Here is a 21,964-nt window from a genome sequence, read left to right on the forward strand (position 1 = left end):
GGCTGAGCCCGTTACCATTGCAGCAGCCTGCCATGCGGCGGCTCTTTGATGACGATGAAAGCGTAATCGCCCAACAGGTAGATCCGGTAATACAGGCTGTCGACCAAAGCGGGATAACCCATGTACCCCACGCGAGCAGCGTTGCGCCGTTCGCGTTCGGCGACCACGTTGGTAATGCCCGCACTCGGCAGGTTTTCGGCAAGCATGCAGTAGTCGATGTTGAGCAGGTAGCGCAGAACCGGCAGCTGTTCTTAGGCTTGTTATGTTTGACAACTCAGGCCGGTATGGCCGCGTGGCTGCCGCTTTGCTGCGTGGCGCTGGCGACCGTTTTCACCGGTTTGGCCCCGGTCTTCACGATATGAGCTTCGGTAAACGCTTTGACAATCCGTGTGGGTTCGTCAAACCAGCCAGGATCGTTTTTGGAGAAACGATCAATCATTGGCCCACCGTGATGAGACTGGTAGTGCATTGTCCACTGGCCCGCTGTCCGGTCATATTTCATGAAGGAAAACCCGGTCAGGATCATGTCGGCATTGCCGTTCCGATCCATTCGCAAACCATAATCCGGAAACTCCATGGCAGCACTTTGTCCCCAGCCATGCTCATGAACGGGAAGGTCGTTGTATTGAGCGGCTTCCATGCCCGCTTCAACGTGCCGCACACGCAAAGTCTTCTCCCCCATCTGATCGACCGTGAATGAACACCCACTGAAATTCGGTGTGAATACGTGATCAGGCTCTGCCCATCCTGGATGAACAGGTATATCCACGTACCCGCCCTGAGGCGCCCAATAAGCATGGACCGAGTCGAGTTGACCAGGCCGCTCTCCGGCCTTCACTTCCACCACCTTCAAGGCATTGAACTCGGTTTTCACTGCACCGGAGGTCGTCATTCGCTGCATGGAAAAAATCATCGCTCCGCCACCTTCCCGGTTTGTGAGCTGCGGATCCACCTTGCTTGGATTTGACCAATGCTTGGCGTTGAACAGGTCGCCGATAATCGGCAGCCTGGCAAACTCCGCGCCCGACAGCGCCTGGTGGATATTGGTCGGAGTGGTCGCGTAAGGCACAAATTGAAACTTGCCCCAATCGTAGGACAAATGGCGGACGTCCTTGAGCAACACGACTTGAATGGCGGGCTCCTCCAGACCGTTTGGCAAACCCTCGCGCTTAAAGGGTGGCGGGGTATAAACAGGTTTGGCCGGGGCAGGTCTCTGCCTCGGGAATGCACTGGAATGCGCGCCATCAACCCCGTCGGTGATGTCACCGCCTTTCACGGACAACGATTGCCATTGATCCGGCGCCACTTGGCGAAGCCTGGTGCCCTGCACGCGATTGGTCGCGGGGTGGACGATGGCGACATCCGTGATATCAAGGTTCACGTTGAAATCGTCCCTGATCAGATACACCTTCGATTTGCCGGTTGCATCGATATTGCGAATGAAGCAGCGCTGGCCGTCGACACTTCGAAAAATACCTTTGGCATTGGCTTGCAGACCGGAGATTTGCGCTGACTTGACAGCCAGGCGACTCAATTCCTTGTTATCGAATCCATTAAGTCCGAAGCGGCCAGGTGTTGGCCTGAAGTCGCCGGGCGTACCATAAATCCGATTGTTCACAGGGTTGTAGTGATACCACTTGTCGTTGTTCAACACGCCCAGGCTTTCGACACTTTGCTCGCCCAACTTCCAGGTACCGATCAGCGTCGGCCCGTGTTCTTTACTCAGGGCCTGCAACAAGTCGTAGCTGCTCGCCGCGCCACGCAACTTGTTGATCTGCTGCAGGCCTTTGGCGCCTGTAAACTTCAGCCCCCTGCCCAGCAGTCGGGCTCCTCCCACTGCCAAATCATCCAATCCACTCAGCGGATTGAGTTCACCAATAATCACTGCGCCGATTATCTTCGCCGCCTTCAGTGCCTTGCCGACAGCCAAAGCGGTCTTGGCACCGATCTGCGCCAACTTCGTCACGGCACCTGCACCGGCGGTGACAAATCCCAATAGATCGAGGAACAGATCCACTGCGCCGTCAACATGGTTACCGTTCACAAAATTAGTAATAGAGGACTTGAACGGAATCAGATTGAGCACAAAATCCCTGGCGGCTTCCACGGCTGCGTCCTCGCGATCTTTTGTGGTCATGCCTTCGGCAGCCTTCAAGATGTTCTTACTGTCGAGATCAAGATGCTCCACAAACGCGCTGGCAATCGCTGTGGTTCTCCTGCTTCGGTAGCTTTGCGGGGGCAGTTCGTTCGGTGATTGTTTTTGCTTGAGTTGCGCCGCTGCCGTCGTTTCGGCGACATGAAAAGGCTCAGTGGTGTACTGGATACTCGGAATGTTCAGGTCGTACTCGTCTTGCGCTGTTGCAGGGTCGATATCGGTTTTGTCGATCATGCTGCGGCTTAAGTCCATCCGATATATCGAGAGTTTTTTCTCGACGCCTCGCTCGACTCGCAGAATCAGTGCAGGGCTGGTGGACAGGTGGTTTTTACCAACAAAGCCCGTACTGAGCCGGTAGGTCTTTTGCTGATAGAAATCGACCTTTCCGTATTCCAGGTTTTCTCTATCCTTCAATGGCAACTGGGATATCAGATGCCTTACGCTGCCATCGGCAACTTTCTTGAGGTTACGGACAGCACTACCGAACTCGGTCTTGAAGGTGTCGGGCACGCCGAATTCGAGAGTGGCATTGACTGCACCGATAAGCGGCTTTAGCCGTGGATTGTCGGTTTTCCATTGGTAATAAGGCGGACCTCCGATCATGGCCATGTCCAACAGCGAATATTTACTGACGGGCCCCGTACCTAAAAAGAGCGAATAAGCGATGGTTTGCAGAGGGTCGGCGAGTTCAAAGACTCGCTCTTCAAAGGGTACGTTATCGCCAAACTTTTCTCTTAGTTTGGCCAGGGCGATTTCTTTACGACTGGGTATCTGACTGTTCAACAGGGTCGACGTCTCTAGACGATCGGCGAGTTGCTGATTGAATGCGGTTTTCGCATAGTCCAGTTTTTCGTTGGAGTACCGCTCATCAGCGGCCCTTTCCAGCACACCGTTGACGACGCCCCAATCCACCAACGCTGATGCATGGGCTTGCCGGGTAACTACCGGATCAAGCAGGGCGGCACTTTGCGCACTGACCATGACTTGGGCAAACGTCATATTCGCGAGCTTTCCCGGTGATTGGGCGTCGATTGTCGCCGCAGCAACCGCGAGGTTAAACCAGGCAGTGGTGCCATATTTCACACTGTCGGGGATATCTTTGATCAGGAAAACAGCAGCCTTTCTCAGCAACAATGCGTACGTCGCCAGCCCGGCCATTGCTGGACTGATCAGGCTTTCTGCAATCAAGTGCGCCCGCAGATCATCGAATACCACCGACGCGCATTTTCCCCAGTGTCTCTCGCTGGCCAGATCGAATCCGGCAACCTGGTTGCGCAGAGTATTTCCCATGGACGCTGGATCCAGCAGCCAATGGACGGCAGCCAATGCATATTCGCTGATGCTGACATCGGTAGAGATCCCGTTCAGGTGTGTCTGTACCACCAGCCCCAATGCCTGGCCGCGAGCACCGGTGATAAGAGCTTCCAGTGCCGCAGCCGGGTCCTGTAATGATTCAGTTGAAAGCGGCTGGTCGCTGTTCAAATAATCCAGTATCCCAAACCCCGGTTTGATACCACCCTCTACATATTTACTGATGTGGGCCCGTGCCAGTTTCTGTTCAGCGACACTGAGCGGTACCGGCCAGGACAATGCACCACCGAAGTTTCCAAACTTGTGCGGCACGATATTATCGACTTTCAGGTGAGTTGAAATTTTGCCAGCCTGAGTATTATCAGAGGTAGAAGCTGCATTGACAGAGGAACCATTAGATACTGACATTCGATCATCCTTGACGAATTAAAGAGAATCAAAAGTAAATAACCAAACCGGCAAAACAAGAAGCCAATATCTATTGCAAATTTGACGACCTCAAATACTACACAAGCCATTACATACATAAACCCACACACGCATTACCAATTGCATATTACTGGCTATGTATTCATTCAAATTAAAACCTGTGCAAAACCCCTCATCATCTTATTCAATGAACAACATGAGTTTTCTATTGATATTGGCAGACATGCTTTTCGAAAAGATGCATGAAGACATTACTGAACGGGACTGGATGCCGACGGTAAAACGCAAAAAGATCGCCGCCCCCGGTAGCACCTTGAATAATTTTCAGGGACTACTGGAGGCGGCGATCTCTTGTTTTCGCCTATCGCGCTTTACAACTTACGAAGCCGAACGCGCAGCACCTTGTGTCACTTGGGTCGGTTGCAACTTGAACACGTAAAACAACACGGTCAGCAGCACCAGGAATACCGGCCCTACGTACAGCGCGATGCGCGTGTCCGGGAAGTACGCCATCAAGCCGACCACCAGCACCAGAAACGCCAGCGCACAGTACGAACTGAGCGGATACAGCCACATCTTGTATTTCAGACCCGCACGCTCGCTGGCGCTCAGGCCTTTGCGGAATTTCAATTGCGCCAGCAGGATCATCACCCAAGTCCAGATCGCGCCGAAGGTGGCAATCGAGGTCACCCAGACGAAGACTTTTTCCGGCACCAGGTAGTTGAGCAACACGCCGATCAGCAAGGCAAAAATCGACAGCAGCAACGCCCGGCGTGGCACGCCGTTGGAGGTCTTGGCGAAACCGGCCGGGGCCTGACCGTTCTGCGCCAGGCTGTAGAGCATGCGCCCGGTGCTGAAGATGCCGCCGTTGCAGGAAGACAGGGCCGCAGTGATCACCACGAAGTTGATGATGCCGGCCGCCGTCTTGATGCCCAGACGTTCGAAGGTCATCACGAACGGGCTGCCCTGCGTGCCGATTTCATTCCATGGGTAGATCGACAGGATCACGAACAGTGCACCGACGTAGAACAGCAGAATCCGCCAGAACACCGAGCCGATGGCGTTAGGGATGGTCTTCTGCGGGTTCTTCGCTTCACCGGCGGTCAGGCCGATCATCTCGACACCGAGGTAGGCGAACATGACCATTTGCAGCGACATCAGCACACCGGTCACGCCGTTAGGCATGAAACCGCCGTGCGCCCACAGGTTGGAAATTCCCAGGGCCACGCCGTCGTTGCCGAAACCGAAAGCGATGATGCCAACGCCGCCGATCACCATGGCGATGATGGTGACGATCTTGATCAGGGCGAACCAGAATTCGAATTCACCGAAGGCCTTCACCGCGATCAGGTTGATCGAGCCCATGCTGACCAGCGCCGCGAGGGCCCAGATCCAGCGCGGCACATCGGGGAACCAGATGCCCATGTACACGGCGACGGCGGTGATTTCCGCGACGCACGTCACCAGCCACAGGAACCAGTAGTTCCAGCCTGTGAGGAAACCCGCCAAAGGCCCGAGATAGTCTTGCGCGTAGCGGCTGAACGAACCGGCCACCGGGTTGTGCACGGCCATTTCGCCGAGGGCGCGCATGATCACCAGGATCGCCAGACCGCCAAGAATGTAGGAAAGCATGATCGCCGGGCCGGCCATTTCGATGGCTTTGGCCGAACCTAGAAACAGGCCGACGCCGATACAGGCGCCGAGCGCCATCAGGCGAATATGCCGTTCGCCGAGTTCGCGTTTGAGCGGACCGCCTTGAGCGGTTTCGCCGTGGGGCAGGTGATTGCCAACTGGCATAGGGGTGCAACCTCGTCTTGTTATTGGATAGGACCACCGAGTGTCGAAGCCTCGACCGATAGGCGTTGGCTTGTAGAAAACCGCGCCTGCTTCGTGGGCAAACGCGTCTTGTAGGACAAAACCTGCAAGATCAGCGGGGCGTGCAGTATAAAAAGCGCTGGGCAGGTATTTTCACTCTATAAAACACAATATTCAGCGACAACTCTCGGCAAAAGCCCGGTTTACGGAGAGGCATTACCTGCATTACGTAGGAATTTTCACCGCCGAAAAAGGCGCCGAGTATTGCACAGCATTGGTGCATCGTCATGCTTGTGCTTAGGTCGAATTGATCCCCTCAAAGGCTCTGGCCTGCTCATCTCCAAGACAATTGATGGCAAAGCTTTATCTGTGGCGAGGGGATTTATCCCCGATGGCCTGCGCAGCAGGCTCAAACCCTGAAAATGCGGTGTGTCTGTATATATGGGGGGGGCTGGTTTTGGGGCTGCTGCGCAGCCCATCGGGGATAAATCCCCTCGCCACAGATACCCCCCCTCACCACAGATACCTCCTCTGCACACCAATCTCCTCTCCAATTAAATCGCTCTCTCCGTCCTTCACAGAAATCAGAAAATTCACTCAGGCGTTACAGATCCGACTCGGCTAACCCGGCACTAACCTAAAAAGATCAACCACAAGGAAGTGAAAGTGTCTGCCTATCCAAATTCCTGTCGTCTGCGCCTGGGCCGAAGCTCCGAGGTCGGTCGCGCCTATTTCATCACCGCTGTAGTCCACAATCGTCAGCCCATATTTTCCGATTGGCAAACAGGCCGTCTACTTGTCGACCAACTTCGTCAGGCACACGACAAAGGCCAGGCTGAGTCTATTGCCTGGGTTGTAATGCCCGACCATTTTCATTGGCTGATGCAGTTGAAGAGCGACGATCTTGGCGCTGTCATTGGCGGGATCAAGGCTCGCTGTACTCACGCTGTTAACAAAAAAACCGGGAGACGCGGGCCGTTATGGCAAACCGGGTTTCACGACCGCGCCATCCGCGATGGAGAAGACCTGAAACCGTTCGCCCGCTACATCATTGCCAACCCACTACGGGCCGGACTGGTAGAAAAGATAGGCGACTATCCACTCTGGGATGCCTGCTGGCTGTGAACCCGAATGTGGCGAGGGGATTTAGCGAAACGTCGCACCGCCCCGATGGCCTGCGCAGCAGGCCCAAGCCCTGAGAATGCGGTGTAGGTGTAACTGTATATATGGGGGGGCTGGTTTTGGGGCTGCTTCGCAGCCCATCGGGGCGGTGCGACGTTTCGCTAAATCCCCTCGCCATAGTAATTCTGCTGAGCCAATAAATTCCCTCCCCCCACCCCTTCACAATTTTTTCACCAGCGCCAACCACCGTCTAAGCTTCAGACAAGTCCGATCAATCTGCGTGAATGGATCAATCGACTATGGGCGCTTTGTGGCAGACCGATTCGAGTAAAGCCGTGGTTCCGACTGAACGTGTGGATGATCAAGCGCCTGTCCCTGAAAAACCCCGCCGCAGCCGGCACGGGTGGAAGGCTTTCTGGTTGTTGCTGCTGATTATCGCGGTGGTGGTGGGGCTGGCTGCCTCCAAGGAAATGCGCACCTCGCGTTTTCAATCCCGGGAGCTCAGCCAATATGCCGCCTCGCTGACCTACAAACTGGAGCCGGGCCCCAGTGAAGCCATTCGTTATCCGGGCAACGGTCCGTTCGACCTGCGGCTGGGTTACAGCTCCCTTGATGAATTTCTGCCGCGCCTGCTCAAGCGCAACTATGTCGTCACCGAGCAGACGCGTTTTTCACCGGCGCTGCTGAGCTACACCGACAAAGGCCTGTTTGTGCCCTACTCCGAGAAAATCCAGGCCGGGCTGTCGATCACCGATTGCCGCGCCGCACCGCTGTACAAGTACAACTATCCGCAGCAACTGTATTCGAGCTTCGCGGCGATTCCACCAGTGGTGGTCAACAGTCTGCTGTTCATTGAAAACCGCTTCCTGCTCGACCCCAAGCAACCCCTGGCCAACCCCGCCGTGGACTGGCCACGGTTCGGCATGGCCGCGTGGTCACAGGTGGCGAAGTTGCTGCGCCTGCCCGGGCAATCTGCCGGGGGCAGTACCCTGGCGACGCAACTGGAGAAATACCGGCATTCGCCCGATGGTCTGACGGTGTCCGGCGCCGAGAAGATTCGCCAGATGATTTCCGCCAGCGTGCGCGCCTATCAGCCCGGCCCGGAAACCCTCGGCGCGCGGCAGAACATCATTCGCGACTACCTCAACAGCGTGCCGCTGTCCGCCGTGCCCGGCCACGGCGAGGTGCACGGCATGGCCGAAGGGCTGCGGGTCTGGTACGGCACGGATTTCAACAAGGCCAACGAACAGTTGAACAGCCCTGCGACCGACCCGAAAACCATGGCCGAAAAAGGCCTGGCCTTGCGTGAAATGCTCTCGCTGATGATTGCCCAGCGGCGCCCGTCGCATTACCTGACCAAGGGCCACGAAGAACTCGCCGACCTGACCGACAGCCACTTGCGCCTGCTCAAGCAGAGCGGCGTGATCGACAGCGCCCTCGCCGACGCGGCACTGGCCAGCACCGTCAGCTACCGCGACTGGCAGACCCAACCGACCATTCAGCCGATTGAAACCAACAAAGGCATCAGCGTCGCCCGCAGCCGTTTGGCGAGCATGCTCAATCGTCCGCTGTACGATCTCGACCGTCTCGACCTCTCGGCCACCAGCACCCTGCAGGGCGACCTGCAAACCCAGGCCACCGCTTATCTGAAGAAACTCGCCGACCCGGCCTACGCCGGCGAAATCGGCCTGCTCGGCGAACGCCTGTTGACCCCCACCAGCACCACTCAAGTGCGCTACAGCTTCACCCTGTTCGAACTGACCCCGGACGGCTCGCGGGTGCGGGTGCAGACCGACAGCACCGATCAGCCGTTCGACATCAACGAGGGCAGCAAACTCGAATTGGGCTCGACGGCGAAGATGCGCGTGCTCACCACCTACCTGCAAATCATCGCCGAGCTGCACGACAAATACGGCGCCATGAGCGTGCCGGAACTGAAGAAAGTCGAAGTGCCGGATCAGGATCGCCTCAGCCAATGGGTCATCGACTATCTGATCCAGAACAAGGATCACGACCTGTCGAAGATGCTCGGCGCCGCCCTCGATCGCAAATACTCGGCCAGCCCCGGCGAGGCGTTTTTCACCGGTGGCGGGCTGCACGTGTTCCACAACTTTCGCAAGGAAGACAACGGCCGCATGCCGACCCTGCGTGATGCCTTGCGTGAGTCGATCAACCTGCCGTTCATTCGCCTGATGCGCGATGTGGTGCGCTACGTCACCTACTCCGGTCCCAACAGCAGCGCCGAACTGCTCAAGGACGACCGCGACCCGCGACGTCAGGAATACCTGGCCAATTTCGCCGACCGCGAAGGCACTTCGTTCCTGCTCAAGTTCTGGAAAAAGTACAAAAACAAGGACACCCAGGCGCGCCTCGACACCTTCCTCGACAGCATGCGCCCGACCCCGATCCGCATGGCCGCCGTGCACCGTTACCTGTTGCCGAACGCCAGTCAGGAAGATTTCAACAGCTTCGTGCGCTCGCACCTCAAGGGCGCCAAGCTCACCGAGAAACTCACCGATGATCGCCTGATCAGGCTCTACGATTCCTATGGCCCGGGCAGTTACGACCTGCCGGATCAAGGCTTCATCGCCAAGGTGCACCCGCTCGATCTGTGGTTGATGGGTTACCTGTTGAACAACCCCGACGCGACGTTTAGCCAGATGGTCAAGGCCAGCCAGTTCGAGCGTCAGGAAGTTTACAGCTGGCTGTTCAAGAGCAAGCACAAGGGCGCGCGCGACAGCCGCATCCGCACCATGCTCGAGATCGAAGCGTTCCTGGAAATCCATCAGCGCTGGCAGAAAGTCGGTTACCCGTTCGATCATCTGGTGCCGTCGCTGGCAACCGCCATCGGCAGCTCCGGCGACCGCCCGGCCGCCCTGGCAGAGCTGATCGGCACCATCCTCAACGACGGCGTGCGCATGCCGACCCTACGCATCGACAGCCTGCACTTCGCCGCCGGAACCCCCTATGAAACCCGACTGGTCAATGACCCGCATGTCGGCAAACGGGTGATGCCGTCGGAAGTTGCGACAGCCATGCGTGAAGCCTTGTCGCAGGTGGTGGACGCAGGCACGGCAAAACGTGTTTCCGGCAGTTTCAAACTGGCTGATGGCAGCCCGCTGGCCATGGGTGGCAAAACCGGTACCGGCGACAACCGGATCGAGGCCATCGGCTCAGGCGGAAGGATCCTCAGCTCGAAGTCGATCAACCGCACGGCGACCTTCGTTTTCTACATCGGCGATCACCATTTCGGCACCCTCACCGCGTTCGTTCCGGGGCGTTCTGCGGAGAACTTCAAATTCACCTCAGCCCTGCCGGTACAGGTGCTCAAGGGCATGGCACCGATTCTCACACCGTACTTGCAACCGGGTAGTGACTCGCAATGCCGGCCTGCGGAAAACACCCAGGTCACCCTGGTCACAGCACCTGCCGTCGAGCGTCTTTGAACAGCGTTCGGCGTCAGGAAGGTTGAGATAACCCGGCGCACCGGGTGGTACAGAGTTATTTTTTTCGATTCGAATTTTCGACCGGTCGGCCGCGAAAACCCCGGTTTAAACACGTGGGTTTTTAGTCTTTTGTTTTGAGCCTTCACCGATAAGGTGATCATCCCTACCAAGCACTCAAGGATGATTGCCATGCCTGCGTCCCCCTCCTCCGCCGACGATCTGCACAAGGGTCGGCACCACGAATTCATCAAAAACACGCTCCACGGCACGTTCAAGTCCGCCACCCTCAACCGAGGACTGGCACTCAGTGCCGCGACGCTGAAACCCGAAGCGTGGTACGCCACCTCGCACACCCTCCAGCACGACAAACTCAAAGCCGCCAATCTCAAGGCCTGGGCTTCGCAGAACAAAGTCGACGTACTGCTGGCCAAACTCGATATCTACACGTTTGCCACGCCGCTGTTGCAAGCGAAACTCAAGGAGCGCTGCGGCGTCGACATCGACGTCAAAACCACCTGGCTGCGTTTGTACATGCCCAAGGACAAACCCTGGTGGGCCATCGACATCTCGGGGGGTGCCACGGCCCGCACGGTGTCGTTGCTGGATGCCGCACTGCACAATTTCGCCAAAGACGAACAGGTCGATGCCGCCTCGGCTTTCATCAGCAAACCCGATGCGCTGGGCCACTTCGAGGTGCTTACGCTGGCCAATCTGAGCATCAGCGAGTTCCAGACGCTGTGCCGGGAACTGGACATTGGCGCGCAGTACAAAAAACATCTGGAAAGCTATCTTTTGTCCGGCGACGCCGTCGCCGATGCGGTGCTCAAGCACAAAGTCGTCGAGAGCCAGAAAGACGCACTCACGGTGGCGGCACAGTTGGCGTTGATCACCGGCGACATTCAGTACGACGTCTACAAACTGATGCTGGAATTGACCAAGGACAAACCCCGGCTGGTGCTCAATGGCCGCAGAATGCAGTGCTGCGATCTTTCGATGATGGACAACCGCCTGACCGGCATCACCCTGCTGATCCCCGCCAGACCCGACACCCGTGGCATCAATCGGTTGATCGTGTACCTGCCCCACGACCCCGACCACCCGCTCAAGGAGTACGCCTCGGTCGATGCGTTTATCGAGGAACTGGCGCGGCAGTTGCGTGAGGATAAACTCGCTGCATCCTCACAAATGACCTATCGACAATTCTTCAGCCAGTTTGTCGATCAACAACAGCGCGGGCATTTTTTCGCCAGCCTCGAGCAACGCCTGTTCAAGCTGCAATGGCATCCGCCCGGGGATCCGACGGATCAACGCCCGACATGGCGCAAAGAGCCGGTGCCGCGACCACGCCTGCAAATCGATACCGTCGCGCTGCCCGCCGATTACTGGCGACACGTCTACCAGCAAAAGCTCAACAAGATCCTCAACGATGGCCGCGAGATCGCCGTGTCCACTGCCGACACCGACAGCAACACGCGCTGGGCCTGGTGGGACAACTTCAAGAAAATCGTCTCGGACATTTTCAATGCCGCCCTGCTGATCGCCACGCCGTTCGTGCCGTTTCTCGGCGAGTTGATGATGGCCTACACCGTGTACCAACTGACCAGCGACGTCATCGAAGGCATTGTCGATCTGGCCGAGGGACTGGGGCAGGAAGCCGCCGAGCATGTGATCAGCGTGGTCACCGACGTGATTCAGCTGGCGGCCTTCAGTGCCGGAACCGCCATCGGCTCAACCTTGCGCGTCAAGTTTTCCAAGTTGGTCGACGACATGAAACCCGTGCGTTTGCCCAGTGGCAAAGCCAGCCTCTGGCATCCGGATCTTGGCCCTTACGAACAGAAGAATCTGGCGCTGTCGGTGGCTTCGAAACCCGACCGACTGGGCCTGCACCGTCATGGCAACGACCTGCTGCTGCCGCTCGACGGCAAGCTGTACAAGGTGCAGAAAGCCACGACCGAACCGGCGCACAAGACCCACCGCATCGAACACCCCTCACGCGCCAACGCCTATCAGCCGACCCTTGAGCACAACGATCACGGCGCCTGGCTGCACGAAGCGGAAAACCCCGAGGATTGGTCAGGCCCGACCCTGATGCGCCGGCTCGGCCACAGCGTCGAACGCTTCTCGCCGCTGGAGCTGGAGCAGATCCGCGTCGCCAGCGGCACCGACGCTGAAGAGTTGCGACGCATGCACATCGACAACAGCCCGCCGCCACCGGTACTGGCCGACACGATCAAGCGTTACAAGGCCTATGACGATGCAGACACCACCATCGCCGATATTCGCGCCGGGCGGCCGATCGACGCGCAATCGGTGTGGTTTGAACCGATCATCACCCGACTGCCCGGCTGGCCAACCGAGCGGGCATTGCGCGTGTGTGAAAACGCTGACCTCAGCGGCCACTCGCGCCAGTACGGCAATCCGGCCGCCACCGAGGCCGATACCCTGAGCATCGGCCTGCCGGATCTGACCGCCGGCCGACTGCCCGAGCGAGCGGCGGTGTTTCTCACCGACAGCGAAATGCGCGCCTTGGCCGGTCGTGAAGTCCCGGCAGCACAGCGTCCCCAGGCCATGCGCAATCTGCTCGCCGATGCGGTAGATGACCTTCAGGGTGATTTGGCTTCGCGCATTTATCAGGGTACGGAACGCTCCAACAAGGCCGACGTACGGGTCATGACCCAGACCTTCCCGGACATGCCTCTGAGCCTCGCCGAAAAAACACTGGCCCAGGCCCGACCGGCCGAGCTGGAGCGGATTGTCAGCGAAAACCGCCTGCCCCTGCGCATCAAGACGCAGGCCCGCGAGGCCAACTTCGAAGCCACCACGGCCCGCGCCTACGACGGTTTCTACCATGACGAACGGGTGGTGCCGGACACCGAACGGCTTGCGCTCAACACCCTGCGCACTTTTAGCGACAGTTTTGGCGAGATGCGCCTGGAAGTGCGTGACGGCACTTACGACGGCCCGTTGCGTTGCAGCGTCGGTCCGGACGAACCTGCCAGCGTCAGACGCCTGATCCGCGATGAACACGGCCGCTACGAAGTGCTCGACGGCGACAACCGTACCCTGCAGGCCCCCGCCGACTTTTACGAAGCGCTGCTGCAGGCCCTGCCGGAGGACAAGCGTCAGCAGATCGGTTATCAGAAAGGTCAGGGACGCTTGCTCAAACTCTGGATCATGGACAAAACCGCGGCACCGGCCGAACGTCGGGTACTCCTCGCCGAGCCGCCCGTGCGCCCGGTGGCGAGCATTGAAACCGTCGAGCTGGTGCGTGGCTGGCCATGGCCGTTCGGCGAAAAAACCTTCGAGGAGCGCATCAAACAGTTGTTTCCAAAGCTGAACGAGCGTCAGGTGAACAACTTTGCCGAAGCCTTGCGCGCCAAACCGGATCCCGAAGCGGCGCTGCAACAACTCAAGGACCAACTCAAGGAACTGCGCAGCACACTGGCACGCTGGCGCAACAGTCAGCCGGTGGGACTGGACAGTGCCGGCGAACCGATTCATGGCGTTTCGGCCGAGTTCCTGCGCACTGGCGGACTGCACCTGGAGGAGCGCCTGCTCGATTGCTTTGAACGCAAGAACGAGGCGTTCGCCGAGCGCGATCAGCATCCAGATCAAGGCTACACGCTGGATTTATCCTCCGACCTTTCCCGCCCGGATCACGACCGTTGGTGGAACGAAATGCGCCGGCAACCCGGCATGAAAAAATACCTCGATCAGATCACCGCACTGAAAATCGACAATGGACGCTTCTCCCCGGACAGCCAATTGCTCAATGACCTGCCGCAACTGCGCCAGTTGAGCGCCCGCCAGTGCGGCCTGAACAACGTGCCATCAGCCATCGGCGAAATGCGTGATCTGCAGACCCTCGACCTGACCGATAACCGCATCAGGCTCAATGACGAATCGGCCGCACGTCTGAGCGGCCTCACCCGCCTGCAATCGCTGCGCTTGACCGGCAACCCGTTGGGTCAGGCGCCGGACGTCGGGCGCATGTATCGCTTGAATGAATTGAGTCTGGCCAACAGCGATATCCGCGACTGGCCGCGCGGTCTGTTCCGGGTCGCCAATGCACCGCGCCATCGCCCGCGCAGTTTTGCCTTGGACATGCGCCGATCCCCGATCACCACCGTCCCTGAGGTCACGCCCGGCTCCGATGGAGCTTTCATCCTTTCCCGCGCACGCTTCGATACCCAGCGGCTGGCCGACTCCGACCGCATTCGTTACGGCAACTACCGCGAGTCGGCGGGGTTCAGCCGCCAGCAAGCGTATTCCCCAGCGGTGGAAAACGAAGTCAGCCATTGGCTGTCATCGGATGAGCCAACGACGTTCAGCGCATCACAGTCGCTCAGGCGACAGCGCGAAGAATCCTGGCAGGACGTGATGGCCGAGCCCGGCTCCGAGGATTTGTTCAGGATTATCCGCGAACAAAGAGAGAGCGAGGATTACCGCTCCGAGCGATCACGCAAGAGACTCACCCGACGCGTCTGGGAACTGATCGAGGCCGCCGCCCTTGACACCGACCTGCGTGAACAATTGTTCGAACAGGCCCGTGCGCCGGAAACCTGCCAGGACGGCAACGCTCAACTGTTCAACTCCATGGGGCTGAAGGTGCTGGTGTCCAAAGCCTACGCCGAGCGGACCTCGGCCAGAACACTGGACGATAACCTGGTGCGGCTGGCCCGCAGTGCTGCGCGCCTGGAAAGAGTGGGTGATATCGCCCGCGAAGAAGTCAGCCGCCAGCAACAACGGAACCTGATCAACCCTTCAGTCAATCTGCCACCGGATCAATTTGAAGTGCACCTGGCCTTCGAAACGGGACTGGCCGAGCGTCTGGGCCTGCCATGGCAGTCCGACGGCATGATGTATCAACTGCGCTCAGGCGTAGACCAGGGCATGATCGACCGGGCCTACGACACGATCATCGAGCGTGAACGTGGCGAGGGGCTGGCCAACGGCATGCTCGACTTGTATGTCGACGGCTTCTGGGAGCGCCATTTGCGCAGAACCCATCCCACGCAATTTGAAGCCAATGACCAGGTGTTCGAAGAACAGCATCGGCGACTGGAAGAGTTGCGTGAATTACAGACACAGTGGGTCAACACCAAAGACCCCACGCGACTGAATCCACTGGCCCGCCGCATGGAGGCTCTGGCCAGACAATTGAACGCACGCGAAGCTGAAATCTTCAGCGGCGAAGTCATGAGCGATGCCTACTACAGCCGGCTGTTGAGCGACCTGGCGTACACACGCAATGACCTGGCCAGACAACTGACCCACAAGGCGCTGCAGACTGCCGGTCTTGAGGAGAAACCCAAACCGTCTAGCCCAACTCCGAATCCCAGACAACCGTGACGTTGCCTGAGTAGCTGCGCGCGTAGCCTTCCTGCAGCATTTCATCTACCGCATCCCGGGCCACCTCGAAATGCAGGATCCCGGGCTTGCGGTCGAGGTAGAAACCCGGCTGGAACATTTCGCTGCCACTGCCGTCGCGCAACAGTCGGCGGCGATTTACCGGACGTCCCGCTGCGTCGGTCAGCCCGGTGGGTAACGTGACACTGACTTCCAGTGGCACGGCGTGGCCAGCGGTGGGTTCCCACAGTGCACAATTGTTGTCGCTGGCGTACTCGCACGTCAGGTTCATCTTGAAACGGCTTGAAGCGGAAATGTGAAACGTCTGATCACGCATCAGCCGTGCCGGTTTGCGCCCCTGATCGAGCCACGAATGCCAGCCACCGACGGGTTCCAGCACCACACGGTTACCACCCGGGGGGAGGTCGACTTTCAGCGTGTGGGTGACCGTGAGGAGGAAATTCAAAGTCAGCAACGAGTCGGATGGAATCATCACGTCGCCCATGTCGAAATCCTGGTTGGGGCCAACGGTGTAGCTGATTGAACCGGTGTAGTTGCCTGCATCCATTTGCAGTGGATTGGGCGTACGCAATTCGTAGGCGTAGACGAAAAATACGTAGCGCATGGACGCCGGAATGTCGAACTTTGCCTGTTTGCTGCAGGCGCCGGCCCCGGTCGGCACCTTCCAGAAGCTGTTGTAGCCGAACGATCCAGCCGAAAAAGTACCGATGCCCTGACAGGGCGGCGGAGCGTACATCCATGCACCACCCGCCCACAGATCATCCCAGCCGCCACCACCGGTCAACTCTTCAATCGTCTGTGGCAATCGCGTTTCATGACCGATACCGGCAATCCTCAACTGGAGGATCTGCGTATTGCCGGACGCATGGGTCACGGTAACGTCGCGCCAGTCGGAGGGAATTCTGGCCATCCCGCCCTGGCGAGGATCGCTGTGGTTGGCCAGGATCGGCGCATTGGCCGTGAAAGGAATCCGAGCGACCAGGCTGAACAAACCTGACGGCTCACACGCCCAGGGCGCTTGTCGACAGAAACCTTCCGACGGCGTGCGGTTCGTGAACTGATTTCTTTGCGGGTTGGCAAAGTCCGGTTCGAAGGTCGCTTCGATGTTATGCACTTCAGCCGGTACAGCACCGGCAAACAGCATCAGCAGCAAGCCGCTCCATGGCCGGCGAATGCTTATGAAATTCACGTTGGTTCTCCAGAAAAGTGCGCGACAACAAGCGCTGAAAGATACGACTCACGCACCGGGCGCCCTGGCATTGAACAACAACAGCACATTGCCGCTGTACTCGCCGGGGCGATACCCCCCGGCGGGTTTGACCGGATCGATTTCCAGCAGCACGCGTTTGCCCGCCGCCGCTTCCTCTTGGGAAACCACCTGGCGCGGCGGCATCTCTGCGCTCAATGGCACGCCATTGAAGGCGACGCGCAATTCGATATCCTCACCAGCCCTGCCGTTGGACAGGTAGGGCACGGCTTCCAGGCGCGCTTCGATCGCACTGGTGTCGTGACGTACGTCGAAATTCTTGTGCACGCTGCCCAGGCTTGAGGTGACGTAATTCCAGTCGAGCCGCTGTGGCCGGTGAATCCAGTCGGGCTCCGCCGGAATGACGTAAAACGGCCGACTGGGCACGGTCAGCGAGACCTCGAAGGTGTGCTCTTCGCGGGCCGCCCATGTCGCGGTGGCCGTCAGGGCCGCCGCGACCATCACAGCGGCGACGGTGCATTGCTTGATCATGTGGGTTACCCGTTGCGTCAATGGAGAACAGGTCTAGCGACTGCTGACCTTCAGGACCTTCTTCTCGGCGCCCTCGATCAGAAAGAAGCGATACTGACGGCCCTTCTCTTTATCGAAGGCGAAGGACTTGCCGGCCAGTACATGGTGTTTGGTCGTTGCGCCGCAGTCGGCTTCATTGGTCAACGCGCAGCTTTTGAACTCGTCAATGATCACCACGGTGTTGCCGTTGTTGCGCAATTCGTAGCGGCTGTCGGTTTCATTGATCGCGGTGGCAAAACGCGCATCCCGGGGCCGCACGAAAAAGATCGTGCCGAACCCGGTCATCACGTTAACCCCGGCGCTCAGGGCCTTTTTATAGTCCTCGCGCTCCTCGTTGTTAACCGCAAACTCGTCTTCCTTTTCCGGCACCACCGGCACGAAACGCACGCGGAAATAGCGCTCGCGATCACGCTCACCCATGTACAGCAAACGCGTGCCCTGCATGCCTTGGGACGGCACGATCAACCGCGCCGGACTGGCCATGACGCCGTTGCGTGAGGCGCCGTCAGCGGCGTTCTCGACGGCAATTTCCTGCGGTGTGCCATCGGCGCCATAGACGATTTCGAGGACATTGACCTTGACGAACGCCGTCGCGTCACCGCTGTTGAATATCCGTTTCAAATACGTACTTTTATCGGCGTCCAGATAGTCGTACACCGTCCCCACATTGATCTGCGGACCAGCCTGCGCCGTCAGGCCAAACACACTGAGCACGCCCAGCAAAAAACCACGCTTCATCGTCTTCAACTCCATGAAAAATCAATAGGTCCAGCCCGGAGCGTTCACACTTCGGAATCCCAGATAACCGTGATATTGCCGGTGAACGTGTCGCTGAGCCCCGGGCGGAGAACAAAGTCGATCGCGTCTTTGGGCATTTCGAAACGCAGCGAACCGACCTTGCGGTCTACATAGATGCTTGGCTGGAAGGGACCGCTCCAGTGGTTGTATTGCAACTGGAGCAACTTCACGTCGCCACCGCCCGGACCGGTGATTCCGGGGGGCAGCGTGAGTTGGGTTATGACTTCGGTGGAGTTGCCTTTCGGGCTGATCATCTTGCAGCGCGGACCGCCGGTCGAGTTGCACAGGATCATGACCTTGAAACGCGACGAGGCAGACAGGTAGAACGGTTGGTCACGGTAGATCTTGGTCGGCTTCTGGCCGCTGGCGATCCAGCGCATCCAGCCGCCTTCGGGCTCCAGCGTGACGCGATCGCCGCCCGGCGGCAGATCGACTTTGAGGGTGTGCTGCACGTCGAGCACGAAATCCAGATTCAGAACGCCGTCATTGGGCACCATCAACGGGCCCAGACTGAAGTCACCGGTGGGTCCCAGGGAATATGTCATCGAACCGGTGTACAGACCGGAAGACATGCTCAGCGGATTGGGCGTGCGCAGTTCATAGGCGAAATCGAGGGTGTCGAAGTACATCGATGGAATGGTGTACGCGGCGACTTTGCTACACGCCGCCTCAACCGGCGCTTTCCAGAAAAACCAATAAGCTGACGGATTGAAGGCGCCGACGCCGCTGTACTGACATGGCGCAGGCGCATATACCCAACTGCTGCCGGTCCAGAGTTTCTGATGCCCTTCAAGTATGTCGGTGACGCCCACCAAATTGGCCGCTGGATGACTCAGGACGAAATTGGAGCCGATGCCGATGATCCGCACTTCCACCGTTTCGGCTTCCCCGGTTTCGGCATTGGTCACGGTCAACGGTCGCCAATTGGCCGGTACCCGCACATCAATGCTGTCGTTGGGCATTAACGCCCGCAAGGAATCGAAGCGCACCGGCAACTGGATGCTGAACATATTGTTGTCCCTGCACTCGGACGGGTAGTTGGCACAGTAGCCGCTGTTCGGCGTCTGGTTGACGAACACGTTCTTGTTCGGTTGCGACGAATCCGGCTGAAACAACGCGCGAATCTCGCGACTGGCGGCTTCGATTGCCGGCGTGGCCATCACCAGGCACAGGCCAAGACCACATGTGAATCTTTTCATCTAATCAGCCCGCCTTCTGTTCGGTGGAGGTGACATCGGCCAGGGTATCTGGCGTGCAGCGCAGATCGCCGATCATCAGCACGTTGTTTTCACTTCGGTGCTGGTTCTCCACAAGGCGGAACTGGCAGAGCAGCTGGTTATCCCGGCGCACTTCGAGGGTCGGCGAGCCCGCGTTCATTTCCATCGAGAAGAAGCCGTCGACCTCGGTCACGCCACGGCTGGCGTGGTTGATCACGTGGTGGCCCTTGAGCGGCCGGCCTTGCGCGTCAACCAGACGACCAAGCACGGTGAGGGTTTTCATCACGCGAATCTTGCGGTACTCGACCCCGCCCTTGTTCAAGTGATAACGGGTACGCGCCGGGGCAATGGTCGCCGCCGGTACGTGGTTGCCTTCAAAGTCGAAACTCACCGAGCTGTTCTGGTAAGCGGTGATCGGGATGAAATTGCGCCCCGGTTTCAAAGCGGCGCTGCCACCGCTGAAGTCGTCGGCACGCAAGGCGATGTTTTCGATGTCCGACTCGACGTCGACAATCAACCCGGCACCGCGCATCTCGTTCTGACTGGTCAGCAGCATCTGCTGGCCCCCGATTACCAGGGTGCTGTCGACGTTGAGGCCACCGGTGAAATTGCCGTTGTAGGAGGAGCGCTGAACGAAGCCGTCGCCATTCACCGTATCGGTACGGAAGTTCGCCAGGCTGGACATGCCGAGGCCGTAGGTGTCGGTCAGCGCCGTGACCGAAACGCTTTGCAGCACATGATCCTTGAGATCCTTGCGCCAGCCGATCGAACCGTTGTTGTCCCGTTTTCCATCGCGCGCCGTGCGCGAGCCGATGCTGCCGGTGATCTGCTGGCCGGGCGCACCGAGCGCCAGATTGACGCTCAGGTCAACCCCGCGATTGCGCGCATCGCCGCTGCTGTAACTGCCCGGCCGATCAAACACCGACAAGCGCCAACTGGCATCACTGCCGAACAACACCGTGCGCTGCGTCCAGCCCAGATCCAGGCCGGCACCTTCAACGTTGCCCTCGCTGTGCGACACCCGGGCGTTGAGCGAATTCTTGCTGCTGAGCCGGTGGTTGAGCGCCAGCGACGAATTACTGGTCTGGCCGATAAACACGTTGCGCGGGCGAATACGCGTGCCGTCGGGCAAGGTGTCGTAGGTGTTGGTGGTGTCGAGCCAACTGCGGTTGTGGCTGATCACCAGGCTGCCGGATCCATAGTTGTAAAGACTTTGCAGGTCCAGGCCGGTGCCGTAATCCTCGGTCTTGTAGACGTTGGCGAACAGGCTGAGGTGATTGGCCAGCGTCCAGTCGACGGACGTGCCGTATTGCAGTTTTTCGCGGACCTGCCGCGCCGACAGGCCGAGAATCACGCGCGGGTGCATCAAGTAATTGACCGACGCACCGGCCGTGGGGCTGCCGCTGGACTGCGTGTCCCAGTTGCTCAGCAATTTGCTTTCTTCGCCGGCAAACACGTTGTAGCGCCAGCGCTCGTCGAGGTTGCGCCAGTTGTTCGGCTTGTAGACCAGCTCCTGAGTGGTGGAAGTGATCTGGCCGTCTTCGATCAGGCGCACTTCCACTTCATAGATGCCGCCGGGTAACGGTCGAGTATCGAGGGTCTGCAGACCGGCGGGCACCGATTGGGTATTGATCAACAGGCCATCGCGGTAAATCTCCACCGAGCCCTGCCGATTGGCGGTGACGTAGATCGGGTACACGCTGGGCTTGGGGTTATTGATCGCGAGGCTGTCGGAACTGCCGTACATCACGCCGACCGCCGTGTCGGGGCTGGTGCCGAACGTGCGCGGCTGGCGGGTCAGACCTTCGGAATTGGGGGTGAAATAGCCCAGGCGGAAAAAACTGCCTTGCAGTTCGCGCTGGGTGTGCAATTCATGTACCGCGTGGTAAAGCTTGTCGTCCGGGCCACCGAGACGTGACAGTTGCAGGTTGAGCGTCTGACTCCAGTTACCCAGACTGCTGCTGGCTTCGAGGCCGAAACGGCCACCCAGGTCCTGATCCTGACCGCCGTTGAGGTTGAGCTGATTGCGCACCATCAAGCCGTTGCTGCCGCCTTCGGGCTGTTCGTAGTAACGCTTGGCTTCAACGTCGCGTTCGGCGTTTTCGGTGAGGATCGACACCTGTGAGTTTTCCAGGTTGTAGTGCACCGCCAGCACTTGATCCGGGCAGGAACCGGTGCAGTTGCCCAAGGCCACACCCGGCTTCAGATAGGCCGCCCACTTTTCCCGTTCGGCGGGGCCGAAGCGGTTTTCGCTGGTGTCGGTGAACTCGAGCAGGGTGATGCGATCATCGCGGGACAACACCACCAGCGCCTCGCCCAGAGGCTGATGATCGAGCTCGACCCGAACCGCCAGAGGCACATCAAAGAAATGCTCCTCGAAATCCGCCGGCAGGCCTTTGGCCTGGGCCAACAGACTTCGCGGCGTGGTGCCGGCGGAGTTGGAAGCCACGGCTGCGCTGGCACAAAACAACAGCGCAAGCGCAGCCGCGATGGGTGTCATCGGGAACATGAACTCTTACTCTGA

General features: G+C 58.7%; 10 protein-coding genes and 1 pseudogene. 3 read left to right on the top strand and 8 right to left on the bottom strand.

The features are described from left to right. Positions 1-11: 11 nt before the first annotated feature. From ACVVH8_RS23875 to ACVVH8_RS23885, 3 genes and pseudogenes are all read right to left on the bottom strand, one after another. Positions 12-251: pseudogene (locus ACVVH8_RS23875) on the bottom strand (glucosyltransferase domain-containing protein); the annotation flags it as partial. 23 nt (positions 252-274) lie between these two features. Then, entirely contained in the window at positions 275-3,874 is a 3,600-nt protein-coding gene (locus ACVVH8_RS23880; RefSeq protein WP_475226691.1) for a hypothetical protein, read from the bottom strand. A gap of 399 nt (positions 3,875-4,273) precedes the next feature. Continuing rightward, positions 4,274-5,692 (bottom strand): amino acid permease, encoded by a 1,419-nt coding sequence (locus ACVVH8_RS23885; protein WP_213026485.1) that lies wholly within the window; start codon positions 5,690-5,692, stop codon positions 4,274-4,276. Between the two features lie 684 nt (positions 5,693-6,376). On the opposite strand from ACVVH8_RS23885, the gene ACVVH8_RS23890 reads away from it, so the two are divergent. The 3 genes from ACVVH8_RS23890 to ACVVH8_RS23900 all read left to right on the top strand — a co-directional run bounded on the left by ACVVH8_RS23890 (position 6,377) and on the right by ACVVH8_RS23900 (position 15,630). Further along, positions 6,377-6,835, top strand: a complete 459-nt coding sequence (locus ACVVH8_RS23890; RefSeq protein ID WP_401298419.1) for an REP-associated tyrosine transposase — start codon at positions 6,377-6,379, stop codon at positions 6,833-6,835. A gap of 296 nt (positions 6,836-7,131) precedes the next feature. Further along, positions 7,132-10,278 carry a transglycosylase domain-containing protein gene (locus ACVVH8_RS23895; protein ID WP_475226693.1) on the top strand — a complete coding sequence of 1,049 codons (3,147 nt, stop codon included), beginning with the start codon at positions 7,132-7,134 and terminating at the stop codon, positions 10,276-10,278. A 189-nt stretch (positions 10,279-10,467) separates the two neighbouring features. Next, positions 10,468-15,630 (top strand): NEL-type E3 ubiquitin ligase domain-containing protein, encoded by a 5,163-nt coding sequence (locus tag ACVVH8_RS23900; protein ID WP_475226695.1) that lies wholly within the window; start codon positions 10,468-10,470, stop codon positions 15,628-15,630. On the opposite strand, the gene ACVVH8_RS23905 is transcribed toward ACVVH8_RS23900, so the two are convergent. The 5 genes from ACVVH8_RS23905 to ACVVH8_RS23925 all read right to left on the bottom strand — a co-directional run bounded on the left by ACVVH8_RS23905 (position 15,599) and on the right by ACVVH8_RS23925 (position 21,949). After that, entirely contained in the window at positions 15,599-16,792 is a 1,194-nt protein-coding gene (locus ACVVH8_RS23905; protein WP_475231226.1) for a hypothetical protein, read from the bottom strand. The two genes, ACVVH8_RS23900 and ACVVH8_RS23905, sit on opposite strands and share 32 nt — an antisense overlap. Positions 16,793-16,885: 93 nt before the next feature. Further along, positions 16,886-17,386, bottom strand: a complete 501-nt coding sequence (locus ACVVH8_RS23910) for a CS1 type fimbrial major subunit (RefSeq protein ID WP_146041242.1) — start codon at positions 17,384-17,386, stop codon at positions 16,886-16,888. 33 nt (positions 17,387-17,419) lie between these two features. Then, entirely contained in the window at positions 17,420-18,163 is a 744-nt protein-coding gene (locus ACVVH8_RS23915) for a pilus assembly protein (RefSeq protein ID WP_103304585.1), read from the bottom strand. Positions 18,164-18,207: 44 nt separating this feature from the next. Then, a complete protein-coding gene (locus ACVVH8_RS23920) occupies positions 18,208-19,422 on the bottom strand; it encodes a hypothetical protein (protein ID WP_315446727.1) in 1,215 nt (404 codons plus the stop codon). 4 nt (positions 19,423-19,426) lie between these two features. Next, positions 19,427-21,949 (bottom strand): TcfC E-set like domain-containing protein, encoded by a 2,523-nt coding sequence (locus ACVVH8_RS23925; protein WP_213026489.1) that lies wholly within the window; start codon positions 21,947-21,949, stop codon positions 19,427-19,429. Positions 21,950-21,964: the final 15 nt, after the last annotated feature.

The organism is Pseudomonas trutticola BRTCR10, from assembly GCF_056155105.1.